Annotated in this window: 16 protein-coding genes; 10 read left to right on the top strand and 6 right to left on the bottom strand. The window is 36.0% G+C overall.

All coding sequences use genetic code 11. From position 1 onward, the window contains the following. Nucleotides 1–189 precede the first annotated feature (189 nt). Complete coding sequence (locus H7K77_RS01385) at nt 190–525, bottom strand: winged helix-turn-helix transcriptional regulator (RefSeq protein WP_186575926.1); 336 nt, start codon at nt 523–525, stop codon at nt 190–192. A 143-nt stretch (nt 526–668) separates the two neighbouring features. Between H7K77_RS01385 and H7K77_RS01380 the strand changes: the two genes are divergently transcribed. The 3 genes from H7K77_RS01380 (at nt 669) to H7K77_RS01370 (ending at nt 4,822) form a co-directional block, all read left to right on the top strand. Further along, complete coding sequence (locus tag H7K77_RS01380) at nt 669–1,490, top strand: VOC family protein (protein WP_186575925.1); 822 nt, start codon at nt 669–671, stop codon at nt 1,488–1,490. A 122-nt stretch (nt 1,491–1,612) separates the two neighbouring features. Further along, nucleotides 1,613–3,499 (top strand): ABC-F family ATP-binding cassette domain-containing protein, encoded by a 1,887-nt coding sequence (locus H7K77_RS01375; RefSeq protein ID WP_186575924.1) that lies wholly within the window; start codon nt 1,613–1,615, stop codon nt 3,497–3,499. 78 nt (nt 3,500–3,577) lie between these two features. Next, entirely contained in the window at nt 3,578–4,822 is a 1,245-nt protein-coding gene (locus tag H7K77_RS01370) for an aminopeptidase (RefSeq protein WP_186575923.1), read from the top strand. A gap of 448 nt (nt 4,823–5,270) precedes the next feature. On the opposite strand, the gene H7K77_RS01365 is transcribed toward H7K77_RS01370, so the two are convergent. Further along, nucleotides 5,271–5,978, bottom strand: coding sequence for a hypothetical protein (locus tag H7K77_RS01365; protein ID WP_186575922.1), 708 nt, complete (start codon nt 5,976–5,978; stop codon nt 5,271–5,273). Between the two features lie 662 nt (nt 5,979–6,640). On the opposite strand from H7K77_RS01365, the gene amyS reads away from it, so the two are divergent. Next, the gene (gene amyS / locus H7K77_RS01360) at nt 6,641–8,230 is read left to right on the top strand and encodes an alpha-amylase (RefSeq protein ID WP_186575990.1); all 1,590 of its coding nucleotides are present in this window, start codon (nt 6,641–6,643) and stop codon (nt 8,228–8,230) included. Between the two features lie 304 nt (nt 8,231–8,534). Here the strand turns inward: amyS and H7K77_RS01355 are convergent, their stop codons facing one another. After that, nucleotides 8,535–8,990 (bottom strand): hypothetical protein, encoded by a 456-nt coding sequence (locus H7K77_RS01355; RefSeq protein ID WP_186575921.1) that lies wholly within the window; start codon nt 8,988–8,990, stop codon nt 8,535–8,537. Nucleotides 8,991–9,140: 150 nt separating this feature from the next. Next, the gene (recQ, locus tag H7K77_RS01350) at nt 9,141–11,285 is read right to left on the bottom strand and encodes a DNA helicase RecQ (RefSeq protein ID WP_186575920.1); all 2,145 of its coding nucleotides are present in this window, start codon (nt 11,283–11,285) and stop codon (nt 9,141–9,143) included. 251 nt (nt 11,286–11,536) lie between these two features. Between recQ and H7K77_RS01345 the strand changes: the two genes are divergently transcribed. After that, on the top strand, nt 11,537–12,478 hold the full coding sequence (locus H7K77_RS01345; protein ID WP_186575919.1) for an NADP-dependent oxidoreductase: 942 nt from the start codon (nt 11,537–11,539) through the stop codon (nt 12,476–12,478). A gap of 24 nt (nt 12,479–12,502) precedes the next feature. On the opposite strand, the gene brnQ is transcribed toward H7K77_RS01345, so the two are convergent. Then, nucleotides 12,503–13,789, bottom strand: coding sequence for a branched-chain amino acid transport system II carrier protein (brnQ, locus tag H7K77_RS01340; protein ID WP_186575918.1), 1,287 nt, complete (start codon nt 13,787–13,789; stop codon nt 12,503–12,505). Nucleotides 13,790–14,050: 261 nt separating this feature from the next. Between brnQ and H7K77_RS01335 the strand changes: the two genes are divergently transcribed. After that, nucleotides 14,051–15,904: a cation:proton antiporter gene (locus H7K77_RS01335; protein WP_186575917.1), complete on the top strand. Its 1,854-nt coding sequence runs from the start codon at nt 14,051–14,053 to the stop codon at nt 15,902–15,904. Nucleotides 15,905–16,750: 846 nt separating this feature from the next. Here H7K77_RS01335 and H7K77_RS01330 read toward each other — a convergent pair. Continuing rightward, entirely contained in the window at nt 16,751–16,918 is a 168-nt protein-coding gene (locus tag H7K77_RS01330) for an SE1832 family protein (protein WP_186575916.1), read from the bottom strand. Nucleotides 16,919–17,006: 88 nt separating this feature from the next. On the opposite strand from H7K77_RS01330, the gene H7K77_RS21655 reads away from it, so the two are divergent. From H7K77_RS21655 to H7K77_RS01310, 4 genes are all read left to right on the top strand, one after another. Then, nucleotides 17,007–17,843, top strand: a complete 837-nt coding sequence (locus H7K77_RS21655) for a GNAT family N-acetyltransferase (RefSeq protein WP_186575915.1) — start codon at nt 17,007–17,009, stop codon at nt 17,841–17,843. A 360-nt stretch (nt 17,844–18,203) separates the two neighbouring features. Next, nucleotides 18,204–18,764, top strand: coding sequence for a TRAP transporter small permease (locus H7K77_RS01320; RefSeq protein ID WP_186575914.1), 561 nt, complete (start codon nt 18,204–18,206; stop codon nt 18,762–18,764). Between the two features lie 59 nt (nt 18,765–18,823). After that, nucleotides 18,824–20,095 (top strand): TRAP transporter large permease, encoded by a 1,272-nt coding sequence (locus tag H7K77_RS01315; protein WP_186575913.1) that lies wholly within the window; start codon nt 18,824–18,826, stop codon nt 20,093–20,095. A 95-nt stretch (nt 20,096–20,190) separates the two neighbouring features. Beyond that, nucleotides 20,191–21,318, top strand: coding sequence for a DctP family TRAP transporter solute-binding subunit (locus H7K77_RS01310; RefSeq protein ID WP_186575989.1), 1,128 nt, complete (start codon nt 20,191–20,193; stop codon nt 21,316–21,318). Nucleotides 21,319–21,494 lie beyond the last annotated feature (176 nt).

The raw sequence follows: 21,494 nt of genomic DNA, 5'->3' as shown, positions 1-21,494 counted from the left end.
GCTTGTTTGTTTTCATTTATAAAGTCAGTTCAATATGCAAATGCATCTAGAATAAACAGATAATTTTCCATAGGATAAAAAAAGCGCAACGAATCCCTTAAATATTAAAACCGCCCATAATAAATAAGAGCGGCTGTTTATTGGTTCATATTAAAGTGAATTTGAAAACTATAAAGAATAAAGAAATGATTATTCCTTCTCCTTGTCTACTTCCACTTCTTCATGAGTAACCCAGTTCTCTGACCAAGATTGAATTTCTTTTATAACAGGTTCTAAAGCTTTCCCTTTATCAGTTAATTTATATTCAATTCTAACTGGAAATTCTGAGTAAATGTTTCTTTCTATTATTTCTTCTTGTTCTAGCATTTTTAATCGTTCTGATAATAATCTACCGCTAATTGGAAGCTCTGATTCCATCTCTGAGAAGCGTTTAGATCCATCCAGTAATTCAAATAATATTAAACCTACCCATCTTTTACTAAAAAGCTCCATCGCTTTTTCAAATCGTGGACATAGTTCTTTCATAGCGAATCACCCCTATACCCTATACTATAATCTATATGAAGAATATTACAAAACTTACTTGACACCACGGAATTACTTATATAAACTAACTTACTAAAAGTAACTGAATATCTATTATATCATAATGGCAGGTGATAGTAAATATGGCCCATTCTTTCCATATAAAACAGATTGATTTAGTTATTACCAATTTGCATAAATCAATTGAATTTTACACAAATGTTTTGGGATTTCAGCTATTAAGTAAAACAGCCTCTGAAGCAAGATTAGGTATTGCGGATAACACAGAACTAATCCATCTTTATGAAAATAAAGAGGCTTGCAGACAAGGTAAGCAAGAAACTGGTATATACCACTTTGCTATTCTACTTCCAGAGCGTAAATACTTGGCATCGTTCCTGAAACACGTGATGGCTAGTGGCTATCCTTTAGTAGGTGCATCTGATCATTTATTTAGTGAAGCGATTTATTTTCAGGACCCGGACAATATCGGGATAGAAGTTTATGCGGATAGACCAAGGGAGACGTGGCAGTATGAAAATGGTCAACTTCAGGCTGCTACACTTCCATTAAATGCAGAGGATTTATTGAATGCCACCAATGAGAAGTGGAAAGGGTTCCCTGCCAAAACGATAATTGGTCATTTGCACTTTCATGTATCATCTACCAAACTTGCTAGAATTTTTTATGTCGATAAATTAGGTTTAGATCCGATGATCGAGATGGGGGATCAAGTACTATTCGTTGCAGGTGGAGGATATCATCACCACATAGGTTTAAATACATGGAATGGAACTAGTGCTGTGGTACCTAAACATCCTGTGGTAGGGTTGAAAAAAGTCTTTGTTGAAATAACTGAATCAGACTGGCTACAAATACGAGCAAGACAAATAATAGATGAACAGACAGATGAAGCGGTAGATCCGTTTGGAGTCATCTATCAAATAAGCAGAAGAAAACCATAGGAATTAACACAATTCCTATGGTTTTTATGTAAGAAAGTATCATCTGCATGGAAAAAGTTTTCAAGATGGTTCTGCTTGCTTTATACTTGACTATGAGATGTTTTAAATGAAGGGTGAAATATATGAGTTTATTATCTGTAGAAGGTCTATATAAATCGTACGGTGAAAAGGTATTGTTTAACTCCATATCTTTTACAATAGAAGAAAGAGAACGGATCGGATTAATTGGAGTAAACGGAACTGGTAAATCGACAATGCTTAAAGTATTGGCTGGGATCGAGTCAAAGGAACAAGGAACGATAAAGCATGCCAATGATTTTCATGTTGAGTATTTAAACCAAGACCCTGAGCTTGATTTGGATTTAACAGTATTAGAGCAAATCTATTTTGGTGATTCTGATATTATGGTTGCGATGCGTAACCATGAACAAACTATTCTAGATCTAGAAAAGCAACCGGAAAATGAAAAGCTTCAAAATAGATTGTTGAAAGCTCAGCAACAAATGGATGAACTAAATGCTTGGGATGCTATAACGACAGCGAAAACTATTCTTTCTAAACTAGGAATAACTGTATTTGATAAGCAGGTTGGCCAACTATCTGGTGGGCAAAAAAAACGCGTTGCAATAGCACGAGCTTTAATTCAACCAGCAGACTTACTTATTTTAGATGAGCCTACCAACCATTTAGACAATGAAACAATTGAATGGCTAGAAATCTTTTTGCCGCAATACAAAGGCTCTATTATTCTTGTTACACATGATCGTTATTTTCTTAACCGTATAACGAATCGTATCTATGAATTAGATAAAGGGAATTTGTATGCCTACGACGGTAATTATGAAATGTTTTTAGAGAAAAAGGCAGAACGGGAAGAACAAGAAATTCAAAGAGAGCAAAAGCACCGTAACACACTTCGTCGAGAGTTGGAGTGGTTAAAGCGCGGTGCCAAAGCACGTACAACTAAACAAAAGGCAAGAATACAACGTGTGGAAGGGATGAAAGAGGAAACCTTTGACACAAATCAATCAGATCTTAGTTTTCAAATTGGTTCTACTAGATTAGGGAAAAAAGTATTGGAAATAGAGGACATTAGTAAATCCTATCAAGGTACATCACTAATTAACGGCTTTAATCTATTGGTAGTACCTGGTGATAGACTTGGCATAATTGGTCCGAACGGTAGTGGGAAAACTACTCTCCTTAATATGATTGCGGGGCGTGTAGAGCCTGACTCTGGATCTATTGAAGTTGGCCCTACTGTGAAAATTGGCTATTATACACAGGATCATTTGGAAATGGATGAGAATCTGCGAGTGATTGATTACATTAGAGAAGAAGCTGAAGTTGTCCATACTGTTAAAGGGGAAGTCATTACGGCAGAACAAATGCTTGAGCGTTTCTTATTTCCTCGATCTCAACAATGGACCTATATAAGGAGACTTTCGGGCGGCGAACGAAGACGTTTATATTTGTTACGTGTTTTAATGGCCGAACCAAATGTCTTGTTCCTAGACGAGCCTACCAATGATCTAGATACCCAGACATTAGGGGTGTTGGAGGATTACTTAGATCATTTTCCAGGTGTAGTTATTACTGTATCCCATGATCGCTATTTCTTAGATCGAGTAATTGATCAAGTGATTGCTTTTGAGGGTGACGGTAAGATTGAACAATTTTTTGGGAATTACACGGAATATATGGAGCAAGCTAAAGAGAAGCAACAAGAAGAACAAAAAACGGTTAAACAAGCGGAGAAACCTCGTTCTAGACGTAAAAAGCTTTCTTACAAGGACCAGAAAGATTGGGATGAGATAGAAGATCGAATTACTGATCTAGAATTGAAAATAGAATCAGTTAAACAAGAAATAGTGGACGCAGGTAGTGATTTGGATAAAGTACAAAGGTCCTACGAGAATCAACAGAAACTAGAAACAGAGCTTGAAACAGCAATGGACCGTTGGACAGAACTATCCATGCTCGTCGAAGAAATAGAAAACCAAGCCTAACACCATTCGACAAAAACCGGGTGGTGACAGGCACCTATGGTATAATAATTTGGAATACATAATTTTGGAGGGATAGTCATGGCTGATAAACAGATGCAAGAGAAATATGCTGAGTTAGCGCTAAGAACTGGGGTTAATCTTCAAAAAGGGCAGGCGTTGATGATTAATTCATCTATCGAAGGTGCTGAATTTACAAGAATAGTTGTAAAGAAGGCCTATGAACTAGGAGCGAAGAATGTACTTGTAAACTGGGCAGACGATGAATTAACGCTAATGAAGTATCAGTACGCGCCAGAGGAAGTTTTAACAAATGTTCCACAATGGCAAATAGATAAGCAACTAGATTTTGCTAAAGATGGAGCTGCACTTCTTGCGATTCGCTCAACTAATCCAGATCTACTTAAAGATATTGATGCAAGTAAAGTTGCTAAAGCAACTAAAGCTAGTGCAGAAGCAATGAAGGAATTCCGTAAATACACAATGAATGACCGAATTCCTTGGTCAATTATTTCTATTCCAACAGGTGATTGGTCACAAAAAATCTTCCCTGGTAAATCTGTAGAGGAAGCTAAAGAAGCTTTATGGGAACAGATCTTTACGATTGTACGTGTTGATAAGGAAGATCCTGTTGCTGCATGGGATGAACATAACCTAACATTAAGAAAAGCTCGAGAATTTCTTAACAAGAGAAAATATAAAAAATTAGTATTTAAAGCACCGGGTACAGATATTTCATTTGAATTACCTGAGGGACATATTTGGAAGGGTGGATCGGCTAAGTTAGCTGGGACAGATTTAGATTTTAATCCTAATATGCCTACTGAAGAAGTGTTTACAATGCCGCATAAATATGGTGTTAATGGCACAGTAGCAAGCACGAAGCCACTTATATATGGTGGGAATATGATTGATAATTTTAGCCTTACTTTTAAAGATGGAAAAGTAGTTGATTTCCAAGCAGAAAAGGGATATGACACGTTGAAGCATTTACTTGAAACAGATGAAGGTGCTAGTCGACTTGGAGAACTTGCTTTAGTTCCTCATGAATCACCTATTTCACAGTCAGGGTTAATTTTCTACAATACTCTTTATGATGAGAATGCTTCTTGCCACATTGCATTAGGGAAAGCATACCCAACGAACCTTGAAGGTGGTTCGGCAATGAATGAAGAAGAGTTAGATAAACATGGTGTAAATGATAGCTTAACACACGTGGACTTCATGATTGGATCTGCTGATTTAGACATCGATGGCGTAACAGCTGATGGAAAATCAGAAGCGGTGTTCCGTAAGGGTACTTGGACATTAGACTTTAACGCATAATAGAAAATGCACTAGGACGCCTCCTCAGGCTCTTAGTGCATTTTTTTGTTTTTCTACTTTTCTCATGCCTTATGGCTTAAAATTATGAAGCAGTTGAGACAAATCCGTAGTAACTATATTTAAATTTTTCACTCTTTAATTAGTCGAAGGTAAATGCGACACTGCGGTAAAATACTCGCTTTCCGTGGGGAACGATTCACCCTCCTCTTTCGCAAAAGTGCATAAACCTGCGTCTTCTAGTAACATTTCGAAGTGGGTTTCCTCGATGCAAGGAAACAAAGAAGATTACTCGGTGTAGTTAGGAAATGGATTTGAAATACCAATTAGTACGGTTCCACCTAACATTTTTGTTAATAGAAAAAGGTCTTTGTTAGATAAAAGCCACTGATTCATAAGAATAACTGCCTTTCAGTTTGGACTCACTTATCTCAAAGATCAATGTATGAGACTATGCATCTTTTCTGAGTTTTTTTGGTAATCCAAAACTTGGATTGTGTTTTTTGATAGTTTCCAAGTGTTTTTGGATAAAGAAATACTTGTGTATGAAAATAGAAAAATAAGCTGTTATTAAAGAAAGTAGGGATAAACTTATTATTATCGAAATCTCTACTATATTATTAATAGCTTTAAGAGACATAACAAACTGTGCCAATACATAACCAGAGCTTGATGCAATAATAATTGGGTTTGTATTTATAGCTAAAGAACCTTTCTTCTGACCTTTTGCAAGGCGACCGGAATACAACATTTTTAAATGAAATAGTTGGAAAAATAGGAGCAAACCAATCCATAACAGGACTCCAATTACAAAATAGAAGGATCCTTGTACACCAATGTGAATATACAATAGCTTTTGAATGACAATAAAATAGACATATGTGTTTACAATTGCTAAAATACCAAAGTATAAATAGTAGGATTTTTCATGTTTATAAGGAGCCAAAATGTATATAATTCCCCATAGGTGTACAAAAATAATTGGGATTATTGAAAACCAGAAAAATATTGGTGAAAATGGTTCGCTAATGATAGGTATTACCCCCAGGATATCTACCCCTATTAATAGAAAGGCAATAACATTATGCCTATTAATATTAGGAGGTTGGAAATTATTTATGTATGATAATATTAGTTTCTGATCTGTCTTTTTATTCAAAGTGGTACCTCCAAATTCAGAAATTAGAGCTTTTTGTATGAATCCAATTATTATAAGAAGGATTGGGAGGATAAATTATTATTTAGTCAAACCATGATCCTATCTTATCAATAACTTTGGTCGTTCCTTTTTTTATTGCGTCCCCAATAGAATCGCCTTTTCCATTAGGCGGATTTAAGAAAGGGGCTTATTCTGGGACTAATGCTACTAATTATCCAAAACTCTATAAATATGTTGATCCTGCAACTAATCTGAAGCAATCTTTTAAATGGGCTGGTAACAAACTTGGCTTGGATTAGATCATTTTCTAACTATGAGTGGACGAAGGTTGCGTTATAAGGTAATGATGAAATTGACTCACTTGGAAAATATTTCTACTCTAAGGTTAGCCAATGGAGAATCTAATTGGTATCATACATATTTCCTCATTTGAACAGTTATCGTATAGGTTAAAAGTCTTATAGGCTAATAGAAAGATGTATGAGGTATCGTTGTTGGGTAGTTGTGCTTATTACGTTGAATTTTGAGTGGTTGGTAAGAAAATAGCGTTACGCTCGACGGGTTGACTTGATAAGGTTATTCATTTATCATTATTTTTGAAAACGTTTTCTTTGTATGTGTCTTATAGTAACAGGAGTGTACTCCAATTTTTTTGTATGGAAATGCAAGCGGTTGCACCAAAAGGAGTGGTATGTATTTTTTTAAAAACCTATAAAGCGTTGTTTTCTGTAACTCTAGTATTTGGTTTGTTATTATCAATATTTTGGACCACCTCATCTAATGAGGTGAAGGCTGCAACCACTAATGGAACGATGATGCAGTATTTTGAATGGTACTTGCCAAGCGATGGTAATCACTGGAACCGAATGGCAGGTGATGCATCCCATTTAGCAGAACTTGGTATCTCAGCAGTTTGGATGCCACCACCTTACAAGGGAACATCCCAAAACGATGTTGGATACGGTGTTTATGATCACTACGACTTGGGTGAATTTAACCAAAAAGGTACAGTAAGAACGAAATACGGAACAAAATCACAATTGGAATCAGCCATTAATTCTCTTCATAGCAAAGGAATTGATGTTTATGGGGACGTAGTGATGAATCATAAGGCTGGTGCCGACTATACCGAAGCTGTGACAGCTGTAGAAGTTGATGCAACTAACCGAAATAGTGAAATATCAGGAGAATACGAGATCGATGCTTGGACTGGGTTCGATTTTACTGGACGGAATAACAAGTATTCTAGTTTTAAATGGCATTGGTATCATTTTGATGGTACTGACTGGGATGAACGAAGCCATTTGAAAAATGTATTTAAATTCAGAGGAACGGGAAAATCCTGGGATTGGGAAGTGGATTCAGAAAACGGAAACTATGATTATTTAATGTATGCGGATATTGATTATAATCATCCAGATGTAGTTAATGAGATGAAAAACTGGGGAACTTGGTATGCGAACGAGCTTAATTTAGACGGTTTCAGACTAGATGCAGTAAAACATATAAAATATGATTTTCTAGAAAATTGGGTTAATAATGTTAGAAATAATACAGGTAAAGAAATGTTTACTGTTGCAGAATACTGGAAAAATGATTTATCTTCCCTTGAGAATTACTTAGAAAAAGTGAATTATAATCAGTCTCTATTTGATGTACCGCTACATTATAATTTTTACAATGCATCTACTAATGGTGGTAACTATGATATGAGAAATATTTTGGACGGAACATTGGTTTCAACACATCCGTCAAAAGCAGTTACAATTGTTGAAAATCACGATTCTCAGCCAGGTCAGGCTCTTGAATCTACTGTACAATCTTGGTTTAAACCTGCTGCTTATGCTTTTATACTGACAAGGAATCAAGGATATCCTACCGTTTTTTATGGGGACTATTATGGAACTAGTGGGGGCTCATCAAATGAAATTCCGTCTCTTCAAAGTGATTTAGATCCTATTTTAAAGGCAAGAAAAGATTATGCTTATGGAACTCAGCATGATTATATTGACCATTGGAATGTAATTGGATGGACTCGTGAAGGGGATTATAGCCATTCTAATTCAGGATTAGCTACAATTATGACGGACGGTAGTGGTGGCTATAAATGGATGGATGTAGGTAAACGAAATGCCGGAGAAACCTGGTATGACATAACCGGTAATAGAGGAGATACTGTCACGATAAACCAAGATGGTTTCGGCAAATTCTATGTGAACGGTGGTTCTGTATCGATCTATGTGCAACAATAAAATGAGTTAACAATATGAATTAATATAAAGCATAGTGATTTCAATAATCGCTGTGCTTTTTCAAATGAGTATACTTAGTGTTTACAAATGTATAAATTCTGTTTATTTTGATTTACATTATATTTAATAGAAACAAGAGTGTGGAAACCTTGTCAATTGAGGAATTATCCTAGTGTTTTTATTTATTATTCCTATTCCGTCTATCTTATATATCCCTTAAGGGAAAACTCACTTAGCTATTATAAGTTTTTTGGTTTTTCATACAAAGATAGGTTGGCAAAAGTTACTAGTACCTTCTGCTAACCTATGATAAGTTCATTTTATTATCTTTACTAGCTTTAGTAGTAGAGTTTTTCTGATTCAAACCAAAATAATTAACAAGCAGCATGTAAAATGGATAAAAAATTAGTGTTCCCATAACAAGTAATCCTATTCCAGGATTGGGGATTTCTCCAGGGTCGGTAATAGGAAAGGTTAAGGTAAATAGAATTACAAATAGAATGAAATAAGGTATCCAAAACAGCAAACTCCAATAAGTGGATTTACGGTTAGCCATCCACCTTTTTATTAGAAACAAAACGAGGGCAGTTATTATAGACATAACAAGCAAATTAATGATAGCGATAGTTACAATAACCGTTTTTAAAGACAAACCTGAAAGCCTACTAAGGCGATATACATTGACCATCATCTCTAAAACCACAAAAGGTAAAAGGCCATATAAAGCTCCTATTAAATTTAGCCTAATCCAAAATTTCATATCATTGCTCCTTTAAAGTATCAGTGATGAATTCACTTAATCTTACAATATTTTCCTGATAAATACTATCTTATCTTGATCAAGATAGCGTAAAAATCTGAAAATAGTAAATAAAAACCACCCAACGAATATGTTAGGTGGATCACATGATCACAATATACCGTTTTTGACCAAAACAGCACGAATAAGTGGGTAAGAATAGTGTTCTGGCAAACTCTCTTTCAGTAATTTTAGCTTTGGTTCTTCTATCTGTTCTCTTGCCTCTAATACTTGACGTTCCTCTTCACTATTAAAAAATAATTCCCACTGCAATTCCATGCCTTGCTTATAGGCTTGAAATAAATGATTGGTCACTGTTTGCTCTGTAACTTCTCTGTCGATTGCTATTTCGGAGATTTCCTTCCCCTCTATGAACAGTTGATAGCTAACGAGATAGCTTGGCTGTGACTCGGATTCTTTCTTTTTAGTTAATGGTGTTACTTCTTCTCTTGTTGGAGCGCTATAAGTTTCTACTTCATGAACCTCTGTCCATTCATTTATCAGCTTCACAAAGTATTCCCCGTATTGGTCATACTTTCTTATTCCTACTCCCTTGATGTTTAGCATAGCATCTCTCGTTTTAGGATAGTACCTGCACATATCCTTTAAAGTGGCATCCGAAAAGACAACATACGGTGGAACGCGCTGTTCGTCAGCAAGTTGTTTTCTTAATTGACGTAATTCACTAAATAAACTTTCATTATAAGTTTCATCAACTACTTGGGTAACAGATGAAAGTTGCATCCAAACTTGCTTGATTCCTTTTAATACGGCTTCCGCATTTTTGTTTAAACTTAGCGTAGGAAAACGCTGGTCACCTGTAGATAGAATGTCTTCTGCCACTAAAAAGTGGATAAAATTAGTTATTTCTTTTTCCGTATAGGCTGACATCAACCCATAGGTAGAGAGTTTTTCAAAGTTAAAATCTTTTACTTTCTTATCCTTTGATCCCTTTAATACCTTTGCTGTTAAGCCAGCTCCAAATCGTTCACCCATTCTCTTCACACAGGAAAGAACCATCTGAGCTTCTTTTGTCATGTCCTGCTTTTCCCCAGTACTTTGACAATTTGTACATCTGCCACAGTCTGAGGGATTGGAGTGATCATTGAAATAGTCAAGGATATAGGTTTGCAAACAATTATTAGTATGACAATAGTTCACCATTGCTTGTAACTTTTTATATTCACTTGTTTTGTTTTCTTCATTCATCGGCGATTGATCAATAAGAAACTTCTGGAGTTGAATATCCTGTCCGGAGAACAATAATATACAATCACTAGGTTCACCGTCCCGTCCCGCACGGCCTGCTTCTTGGTAGTAGGACTCAATGTTCATTGGCAGAGCATAATGAATGACATAACGAACGTTAGATTTATCAATACCCATTCCGAATGCATTCGTTGCTACGATTAAGGAAGCCTCATCTTGGATAAAAGCATTTTGTGACTGCTTTCGTTCTAACTCCGACATTCCAGCATGGTATTTTGCTGTCGAGAATCCTTTGTTTGTTAAAATTTGATGGATCGAATCAACTTGTTTGCGTGTTGTGGCATAAATGATTCCTGATTCATGCTTATGTTCTTTAGCGTAGTGAAGGATAAAGTCTTGTTTATCTCTTCCCTTCATCAAGTGAAAGGATAAGTTTTCTCTCGCAAATCCAGTATTGACCACCTTATTGTTATCTACGGAAAGTAATTGTCCGATATCACTAATAACTTCTTGTGTGGCAGTCGCAGTTAAACCAATAACAACCGGTAAATTGGGAATGGTGTTTAAAATAGGTACGACAGAACGATAGCTAGGTCTGAAATCATGTCCCCATTGTGAGATACAATGCGCTTCATCAAAAGCGATTAGCGATAGCTTAATGTGGCTTATTGTTTCAATAAAAGAAGGGGATTCAAACCGTTCGGGTGCTACGTAAACAAATTTATACTCGCCTAGACTTAAGGCGTTCATTCTTTCACGCTGTTCAGTGGATGAAATGGAACTATTAATATAGGTAGCGGAGATTCCCAAAGCAACAAGGGAATCAACCTGATCCTTCATTAAAGATATAAGTGGCGATACAACAATTGTTGTTCCATCTAGAACTAAACCAGGTATTTGATAACATAGTGATTTTCCCCCACCAGTTGGCATAATAGCTAGTGAGTTAGTTTGACTGAAAATTTGTTCTATAATAGCTTCTTGTCCTGGGCGAAAGGAGTCATAACCATAATATTCTTTTAATAATTGACGGGCAGTATCTAGCATATAAATGTCATCCTTTTTATAATCAGAATTTACACATGAAAGGCGAGGTTTTATGGGTTTTAAATCAGCCTTTGAAAAGATCAATAATAGAAATTAACGTTGCAATAATATCAAACTTACCTCTAAAATAAGAGTAAAACAATTGACTCTTGGCAAATATTTCTCTACTATTTCTATCCTAACATGTTTTGTTAAAAAGAAAATCGGAAACGATATCCAATATGGATATAAAATTAAAGGAGTCTTGCAAAATGAAAGCAATAGTAATTGACCAATACGGAGGGAAAGATCTTTTAACAGAAAGAGAAATTTCAGTCCCAGCAATAAATGAAAACCAAGTTTTAGTAGAGCTACATGCTACTTCTATTAATCCTATTGACTGGAAATTAAGAGAAGGGTATTTAAAACAAGCGCTGCCATTTGAATTTCCTATCGTCTTAGGATGGGATCTAGCTGGAGTTGTAAAGGCTATTGGAGATAAGGTCCAATCTTTTAAAATTGGGGATGAAGTGTATGCGCGTCCAGCGACAACCAGAATGGGAACGTATGCAGAGTTCGCCGCTGTCGATGAGGAGTTACTAGCCACAAAGCCAAACAATCTCAGCTTTGAGGAAGCAGCAAGTGTACCGTTGGCAGGACTTACTGCATGGCAGTGCTTAGTTGACTTTGGCAATATTCAAAAAGGGGACAAGGTACTAGTACATGCAGGTGCAGGTGGTGTTGGGACATTTGCTATTCAAATTGCGAAATACTATGGCGCTTATGTTGCTACGACTGTAAGTGGTAAAAATATAGAACTGGCGGAGCGTTTAGGTGCGGATCTTGTCATAAACTATCAGGAACAGGATTTTTCTACCTTGTTAGAGGACTATGACCTAGTAGTAGATACATTAGGAGGAGTAATACAGGAAAAAAGCTTTTCTATCCTGAAAAAAGGTGGAAAGCTTGCTTCTATTGTACAAAATCCAAGTGAAGAAATCCAACAAAAATATGAAGAAATAGATTCAAAACTAATCTGGTTAAATCCTAACGGGAAACAACTTGGGGAATTAGGAGCCTTAATAGAGGATGGTTATGTACAACCTATAGTAGGGACTGTATTTCCATTTAGTGAGCAGGGATTAAAGGATGCCCATGAATTAAGTGAAACACATCATGCCAAAGGTAAAATAGTCATTTCTATTAAGGAATAAAAGAACAAAAAAATAGACAGCTGCTCATGCATGCTGTCTATTCCCATATTCCATTACCCTACCGATTATTCCACCAATTAAAGTAGGAATTACCCAACCTAAACCAATAGAATGGAAAGGCATGGATTCGAGCACTGGTGTAATAAATGAAAGAGTTAAACCGAAACTCATTAACCCCTCAAATATGCTAATAAAGGCTGTAAATAAGACAGCGAATCGAACTACCATTGGTGGCTGGTTTATTAACGTTAGGACAATTAAAGTCATGGCCACTGGATAAATCATCACGAGGATAGGAATGGAAATCGCAATAATTTGATTCAGACCTAGGTTAGTAATCAAAAAACTTACGATCGTAACGATTGCTATTACTCCCCGATAACTAAGTGGTGTTTTTCTAGAGAAAAACTGGCCACATGCTACTGCAAGTCCAATTGATGTTGTGAAACAAGCAAGAACAACGATCACACCTAGTAAAATTCTTCCGTTATTACCGAGAATAAGCTCAGCAGCAACAGAAAGAACTTGTCCTCCATTCGTGTAAGTTCCAGTTGATGCCATTTTTACACCAATCCAACCAATCATACTATAAACAATTACTAGCCCACTTCCAGCTACTAGTCCTGCCTTTAGAGTTGATTTAATCATCTCCTTAGGGTCTTGAATGCCCATTTGTTTAAAAGAAGTGATTACGATGATTCCAAATGCAATGGCTCCAATGGCGTCCATTGTGGCATAGCCTTCGATAAAGCCTGTGAAAAAAGCATTCTGTTCATATTTGGCACTAGGAGCTTGCCAAGGGGAATCAAGTAGTAGAAAGCCTCCAATTCCAAGTGAAATTATTGCTAAAAGTAGAAATGGTGTTAACCATTGCCCAATTCGGTCTACTAACTTTGAAGGATTTAAACTAAAAATAAATACTAACAAGAAAAAAATGATAGAAAAAAATAATAAACGTATCGACTGTACAGCATCTTCTTTAAAAAAAGGAACAATTCCAATCTCGTATGCAACATTTGCTGCTCGAGGAATACCGAAAAATGGTCCAATAGCTAAATAAATAACGGATGAAAAAATTAGTCCAAACTTAGGATGAATGGCATCACCCAGGTCTTTCGATTGGTTACTAGATATTGTAATCGCTACAATTGCTAAAATAGGCAAACCGACACCGGTTAAAAGAAAGCCGCTTATTGCACTCCAGTAGGAAGTACCCGCTTCGATTCCAAGTGTAGGTGGATAGATCAAATTACCAGCGCCAAAGAATAATGCAAAGAGCATAAAACCAATAAAAAATGTTTGTTTATTCATGATGTTCCTCCAATATAGTCAGCCAATTTTTACTATTTAGAAAGTAAAAAAACAGGTCAATACTACCAATCAATAGTGCATTTGTCAATGAATTTTGTCACAAAATAGAGTTTAATCATTATATATAAAAGGAATGTAGAATAAACAAACCGTTTTACTTTAGAAAATACCCCGGTTAGAATAAGGTCTATATCTTTAATATCTTACCTATATGTATATATACACGTTAATATACAAAAAAGTAAAAAAGAAGGGGGAGCTATGGTGCATTCCTTGTTATTAGAATTTATGATTATTGGTATTTTAGGAGTAGGTTCACAATGGCTTTCCTGGCGTCTTCGATTGCCAGCAATAGTCGTTATGTCTATTGCTGGTCTTCTTGCAGGACCGATATTTGGGATTATTAATCCAGAGCAGGACTTTGGTGATTTATATAGACCGTTTATTTCAGTAGCAGTAGCTATTATTCTATTTGAAGGTAGCCTTAATTTAGATTTTAAGGAAGTAAGAGGGCTTGGAAAACCAGTCTTTCGCATTGTAACCTGGGGTGCATTAATCAGTTGGTTGCTTGGTTCTCTAACTGCACATTATGTAGCAGGTTTATCTTGGGCAGTTTCCTTTATTATTGGTGGAATATTCATCGTGACAGGACCAACTGTGATTCTTCCGCTTTTAAGGCAATCCAAGCTGAAACCTAGGCCTGCTAAGATTTTAAAATGGGAAGGAATCATTGTTGACCCATTTGGTGCTTTATTGGCTGTGGTAGCTTTTGAAATCATTTCCTTTATCTCTGGTGTTGAGCAACCCACTTCCTTATTATTTTTCTTATTAGCGGCTATTTTTGCTGTCATCTTAGGTGCCATCTTTGGTAAAGGGATAGGTTGGGTATTTGAATCTGGGCATATCCCAGAATTTCTTAAGTCACCAGTTGTTGTTATTGCGGTGATTGCATGTTTTACTATTGCGGATGAAATTGCTCATGAGACAGGCTTGTTGGCAGTAACTGCAATGGGAATGACGCTTGCAAATATGGGGATATCATCCATCAGGGATATGCGCCACTTTAAAGAAAATATTTCTGTTTTACTAATTTCAACTATCTTTGTTATGTTAACAGCATCCTTAACTAGGGATACATTAATGGATGTTTTTGACCCCAACATAATTGGATATGTTTTATTAATGTTATTTATCGTTCGACCTTTATCGATCTTTTTATCCACCTGGCGAACAGATTTAACAAATGCAGAAAAGCTATTAGTTGGATGGATAGCGCCACGAGGAATTGTTGCATTAACGGTAGCTAGCTATTTCGGCTCAGTTTTAGCGGAAGAAGGGTTTCCAGATGCGACTATAATTACATCCTTAACCTTTGCCTTAGTGTTCTCTACTGTATGCGCACATGGATTTTCTATTGGTTGGTTAGCGAAAAAATTAAAGCTTTCGTCAGAAGGAAACCCTGGGGCTATTATCGTCGGGAGTAATCAATTCTCTGTTACCTTAGCAGCTATATTTAAGGAGCTTGATATACCTGCTATTATTACAGATTCATCTTGGTCAAGATTACAAAAAGCTAGAAAAGCTGGAGCAAATTTTCATCATGGTGAGATTTTGTCAGAGCAAACCGAATATTCCTTAGATATGACTCCATATGATTTCTTGATCAGCACTACAGAATCTGACTCATACAATGCTTTAGTAAGTACAACCTTTGTTCCGACATTTGGAAGAAATAACGTTTATCGGCTTTCGATTCAAAACCGGAGCGGAGACAACATGGATAATATTACGCGCACAATTGGTGGTAGAGTTTTATTTACAGAAAAAATGGGGCTAGAAGATCTAATTCAAAAGATTAATAGTGGATATGTGTTCCGAAAAACAACGATCACTGCTCAATACGATTACGATCAATATTTGCGAGATCGAGATAAATATGCGATATTGCTCTTTATCCTAAAAGCATCGAAAAGGCTGGAGTTTTATACAGAGGAAATGAATATCAAACCGGAGTCTGGTGATGTAGTTGTAAGCCTCACACCACCAAGTAAGGAATTTAACAAAATTCAAAAGAAACTACTCGAACAACGTAAAGAGCCGAATAAAAATAACTAGTAAGTAATCGTGCGTTAAACTAGTATCTGAATAAAAGGCTCTTTAGATATATTTTATTGCTTTCAGAATGACGCAGTTGAGATTAAACCTGGTAACTTATTACGCTTTAATTAAATGAGTGTTAAGTGCGACGCTGTAGATTTGTTGACGTAAAAGGAATTCTAACGTCGTGAAATAAAAGGAAAGTTAAGAACTCGCTTCGTTAGAGGACTCCTTACATCGCGAAATTAGAAAAACCATAAGAATTCGCTTCGTTAGAGGACTCCTTACGTCGAGAAATTAGAAAAACTATAAGAACTCGCTTCGTTAGAGGGCTCCTTACATCGCGAAATTAGAAAAACCATAAGAATTCGCTTCGTTAGAGGACTCCTTACGTCGCGAAATTAGAAAAACCATAAGAACTCGCTTCGTTAGAGGGCTCCTTACATCGCGAAATTAGAAAAACTATAAGAACTCGCTTCGTTAGAGGGCTCCTTACATCGCGAAACTAGAAAAACCATAAGAATTCGCTTCGTTAGAGGGCTCCTTACATCGCGAAATTAGAAAAACCATAAGAATTCGCTTCGTTAGAGGGCTCCTTACATCGCGAAATTAGAAAAACTATAAGAATTCGCTTCGTTAGATCGTCTATCCTATTTCTTACTGCAGGGTCTATAGAATTTTCACAAAAGCAACAATAGATGTAAAAAGTGCCTAAAAAAAAAGACGCAATGGTTGGATTAAATTGTAACCGTTGCGTCTTCTTTATTTTATTTAGAGTTAGATAAAGTCGAAGTATGGGATGTCCTACCATTTCCATTCTTTAAGTAATTAAGGCTTGTCCACCAATAGACTAGTAAACTAAGCCTACATTTGTTTACGAAGATCTGCTATTTCATTCTCAATCTGCTCTAGTTGTTTTTCTGCATTAGCCGTGTTGCCGCCTACAGAATCTAACTTTTCTAAGTCAGCAGAAATTCTCACATAATCTGATTTTAATTCTTCAATTTTGTCCTCGATATCCTTTTTAGACATAAATATTCCTCCAGTATTGCTTTTTAAGCAACCTTTAATTACTATAAATGTTAATTTATCTAAATAAGGAAATCAAGGAGGAGCTACCGTGAAAGTATATCAAGAATATGACAGTGCTATATATCTAAGACTTATCGAACCATTGTTATTAAAAAAAGAAGCATGTAATAACTTACCGCTTGGCCTATTAAATCGCATAGTAACTGAAAAGACGGATGCCAATCTATGGCTTGTAACGAATCAAGGGGAAGTAGTTTATGCATTTATGCAAACACCTCCACATAATGTAATCCTCCCGGACGTCGATGGAATAGATACGCAGATCGTGGATCAAGTAGTTGAATTTCTATTTGATCAGAAGGTAGCTGTACCAGGTGTATTAGGAAGAGATAGTTTAGCTAAACACTTTGCTGAGTCTTGGGCTAAAAAAGTGAACGTGAACTTTGAACTTGAAATGGAGCAATTAATTTACCAACTTGATCAAGTGAATCCTTATAAACAGCTAAGTGGAAAGTTAGAAAAAGCTGAACATAAACATGCATCCTTGATAAAGCAGTGGTTAATTGCATTCGGGGAACAAGCGCTAGAACCACTCTCAACGGAAGAAGCTAGTAATATGTCTCAGAGATTTATTAAAAAGGAATCTGTCTACTTGTGGGTAGAACAAGGGGAACCTGTTTCAATGGTGAATCAATCGCGTAAGTCAAAAAGTGGGGCATCAATAAATGCGGTATTCACGCCAGATCAACATAAGCGAAAGGGCTATGCAACGGCAGCTGTTGCGGCACTTTCACAGAAGCTTCTAGATGAAGGCAATAAGTTCTGTACGCTTTACACAGACCTTTCCAATCCAACATCAAACAGTATTTATCAAAAAATAGGCTACAATATGGTAGGGAGTTCATGTATGTATATTTTTAAATAGATTAATGCCAAAGCACTTTTTTCAGAAGTTTTTTCTGTGAAAGTGCTTTTTAATTTGAGATATATTCTTCCAATAAAAAAAGGATAACTACACGCATTAATATTTAGTTCGTCTCATACGATAAAACAACCTTGTAGAAGTCAAGAAAGAAGCATATTTTGAGGATGTAAAAAGAAACGAGAGGATTTTGGCTTATATATAACGATGCGACTCACATTTTTTATTAAGGCTAAAATTTGTACATTAATTCCAATTTATAGCTATATAACATGTTTGTACATGCTGAAACATTTTTGTAACATTATAATAGTCTGATAAGTTTAGACGGTTTTTCATCCTGAAAGGGGAGGAACAAACGAAGTGAATTTTTTTAGAGCAATAGATAAATTCATCATGAAGTTAGAAGAGTTTATACTAAGCTTTTCTGTAATTGTTATTTCAGTAATGGTCGTAGGTAATGTTATTGCACGAGAAATATTTAACTCTAGTGCTTTCTTTTTCTACTTAGAGGTCAGTAAGTTTGCTATTGTAATTGCAACATTTATGGGTATAGCCTACGCTGCAAGAAAAGGAAGACATATTAGTATGTCAGCTTTTTATGATTTTGCCCCAAAAAAGGGACGTAAAGTTATGATGATAATAATCAATGGTGTTACGGCGATTGTTATGTTTGTACTTGCGTATTATTCCTACAACTACGTAATGTCAGAGTTTAAAACAGGCTCTGTTACACCTGCCCTACAAATTCCACAATATTTAATGGTTGTCTTTATTCCAATTGGCTTCTTGATGGGTGGTATTCAATTCGTACGTAATACGTGGATCAATATTAGATCTAAAGACAAAGTATATATTGGAATTGATGCTATTGACTACAATGATAAAGAGAAACGTGACGTAGAAGATCAAATTCAGGTCTAAAGTAAGTTTACGATGAGTACTATAAAGAACGGCTATTACAAATAAGAAAGGAATACATTATGTTACTAACTTTAATGGCGATAATGATTGTGTTGCTACTGTTAAATTTCCCGATGATGATTCCATTGATAGTAGCGCCAATAGCTGTTGCGTTAATTTTCTTTCCATTTGTAAATACGGATTTACTTATGGATCAATTGTTAACAGGTATTGAGTCACCAGTGTTATTATGTGTACCATTATTCATATTTGCTGCAGATATTATGACATCAGGACGTACTTCTAATAGATTATTAGATTTTATAGGAGCATTTGTTGGTCACCTTCGTGGTGGTTATGCTGTTACTACAGCAGCGGCATGTACATTGTTTGGTGCTATTTCAGGCTCTACACAAGCAACAGTTGTTGCAATAGGGCGTCCAATGCGTGAAAGGTTGCTTAAAGTCGGTTATAAAGATTCAAGCGCTATTGCTCTTATTATTAACTCCAGTGACGTCGCATTGCTCGTTCCACCTAGTATTGGAATGATTATCTATGCTTTAGCTGCAGGGTCTGGAGTTTCTGTTGGGGACCTATTTATAGCAGGGATCATTCCTGGATTAATTGTCTTTTTAAGCTTCTCCATTTACAGCTACTTTTATGCAAAGATTAAAAAGATTCCATTGGCAGACAAAGTGAACTGGAAAGAAAGATTTAAGTTTACTAGGAAGGCACTTCTACCTTTGGGCTTCCCGATTCTTGTAATTGGAGGTATATATACAGGTACTTTTACACCAGTTGAGGCTGCAGGGATTTCGGTATTATATGCATTCATTTTAGAAGTAATTATTTATAAATCTATTCATTTAAAAGAACTGCCTAAAATTGCTTTATCTACTGGGTTGGTTACATCAGCAGTATTTATATTAGTTGCTGGCGGACAGGTATTTACTTGGGTTCTGGGTTTTGCAAGAATACCACAGCAAATTACAGAAGCGGTATTGGGAAATGATCCAAGTGCTTTATATGTATTAATAATGGTAAGTATTTTTTTCTTTATTGGATGTATGTTCGTAGATCCGATTGTCGTTATTCTAATCTTAACACCGATTTTCGTACCAGCTGCAACTGCAGCAGATGTAAGTTTAATCCACCTTGGAATTATTATTACTTTCCAAGCAGCATTGGGTTCAGCTACACCACCATTTGGTGTTGATATATTTACAGCCAGTGCGGTCTTTAATAAATCTTATTTAGATGTTATTAAGGGGACGCCACCATTCATTATTATGTTATTACTCATAGGAGTGTTGTTGGTACTTTTCCCACAACTTTCCTTAATGTTACTGTAAACAGGTTTTAAGCTGATTCGGCTTTGTTTATATAAATACGTTGCACATACAAAGTTGAGTCCTTAATATAAGTACCAAAAAATTACTAGGGGGTAATTATTATTTTTAACAAAAAATTTCTATTTGCGTTAATCTCGGTAGTCACACTTAGCTTCTTATTAGTAGCATGTGGTGGAGGAGATGACGAAACAGATCAAAGTCAAGGCGAAGATACATCAAAAGAATCAGAGGGTACGGAAGGTTCAGAAGGTGATGCGAACGCAGACATTGAGGAACAAACTTGGAGATTTATTACAGAAGAAACGAAAGGTCAAGTGCAATATGAATATGCAGCAGAATTTGCTAAAAGAATTAGTGAAAAAACAGATGGTAAAATAACAGTTGAACCATATGAATATGGTGGGCTTGGTAGTGAAGTTGACCAAGTTAAATCTCTACAACAAGGTGCTGTTCAATTAGCAGTTATGTCACCTGGTTTTACAGGGAATATGGTAAAAGAAGGACAACTTTTCGCACTACACTTCTTATTCCCAGATAGTGTAGAAACAACACAAGAAATCTTAAACACTAGTGAAGCATTAAATACTGATCTAAGAGCAAGATATGAAGAGCACCAAATATCTCCACTTGCATTCTGGACTGAAGGTGCGATGCAATGGACTAGTAATGTAGGTATTGATGAACCAGCTGACTTCGAAGGTCTTAAAATGAGAGTTCAAGAATCTCCGCTTATGATGGAATCTTATAAAGCGTATGGTGCAAGTCCACAAGCGCTTAGCTGGAGTGAGTTGTACACTGGTTTAGACCGTGGTACTGTTGAAGGTCAAGAAAACCCAATTTTCTTTATCTATGACGCAGCATTCCATGAAGTTCAAGATACAATGACTATCTCTAACCACAATAACTATGTTGCCATGACAACAGTTAATACAGATTGGTATAACGGATTACCGGAAAATGTAAAAACTATTGTTGATGATACTGTAGAAGAAATGCAAGCTTGGGTATTCGAAGAACAAAAAACACAAAACGAAAAATTATTAGAAGAAATGAAAAATGACACAGAACACCCAACTGAAATCATTGAACTAACTGAAGAGCAACGTGCAGCATTTAGGGAAAAAGCAGTTCCTCTACAAGATTACTATATAGAAAATGTATCTGAAGTAGATGGCGAAATCCTTAACAAGCTTAAAGAAGAAATTAAAGCTGCGACTGAATAATTAAACTATAATCCTCGGGCATTTATGTCCGGGGATTTTTTTGTGTATATGACCTGGTTAATGTTTAATCGTGATGGATTAGCTATATGAGGTTGATGGAATAGAGTGGAAAAAAGAGGTAGCAAAAAATTGTAATGAAACCAACATAGTATCCTAATATAAGAAAGGACCCCTTA

Source organism: Aquibacillus kalidii (assembly GCF_014280935.1).
Classification (GTDB): domain Bacteria; phylum Bacillota; class Bacilli; order Bacillales; family Amphibacillaceae; genus Aquibacillus_D; species Aquibacillus_D kalidii.
This window is presented reverse-complemented; position numbering and strand designations above follow the sequence as displayed.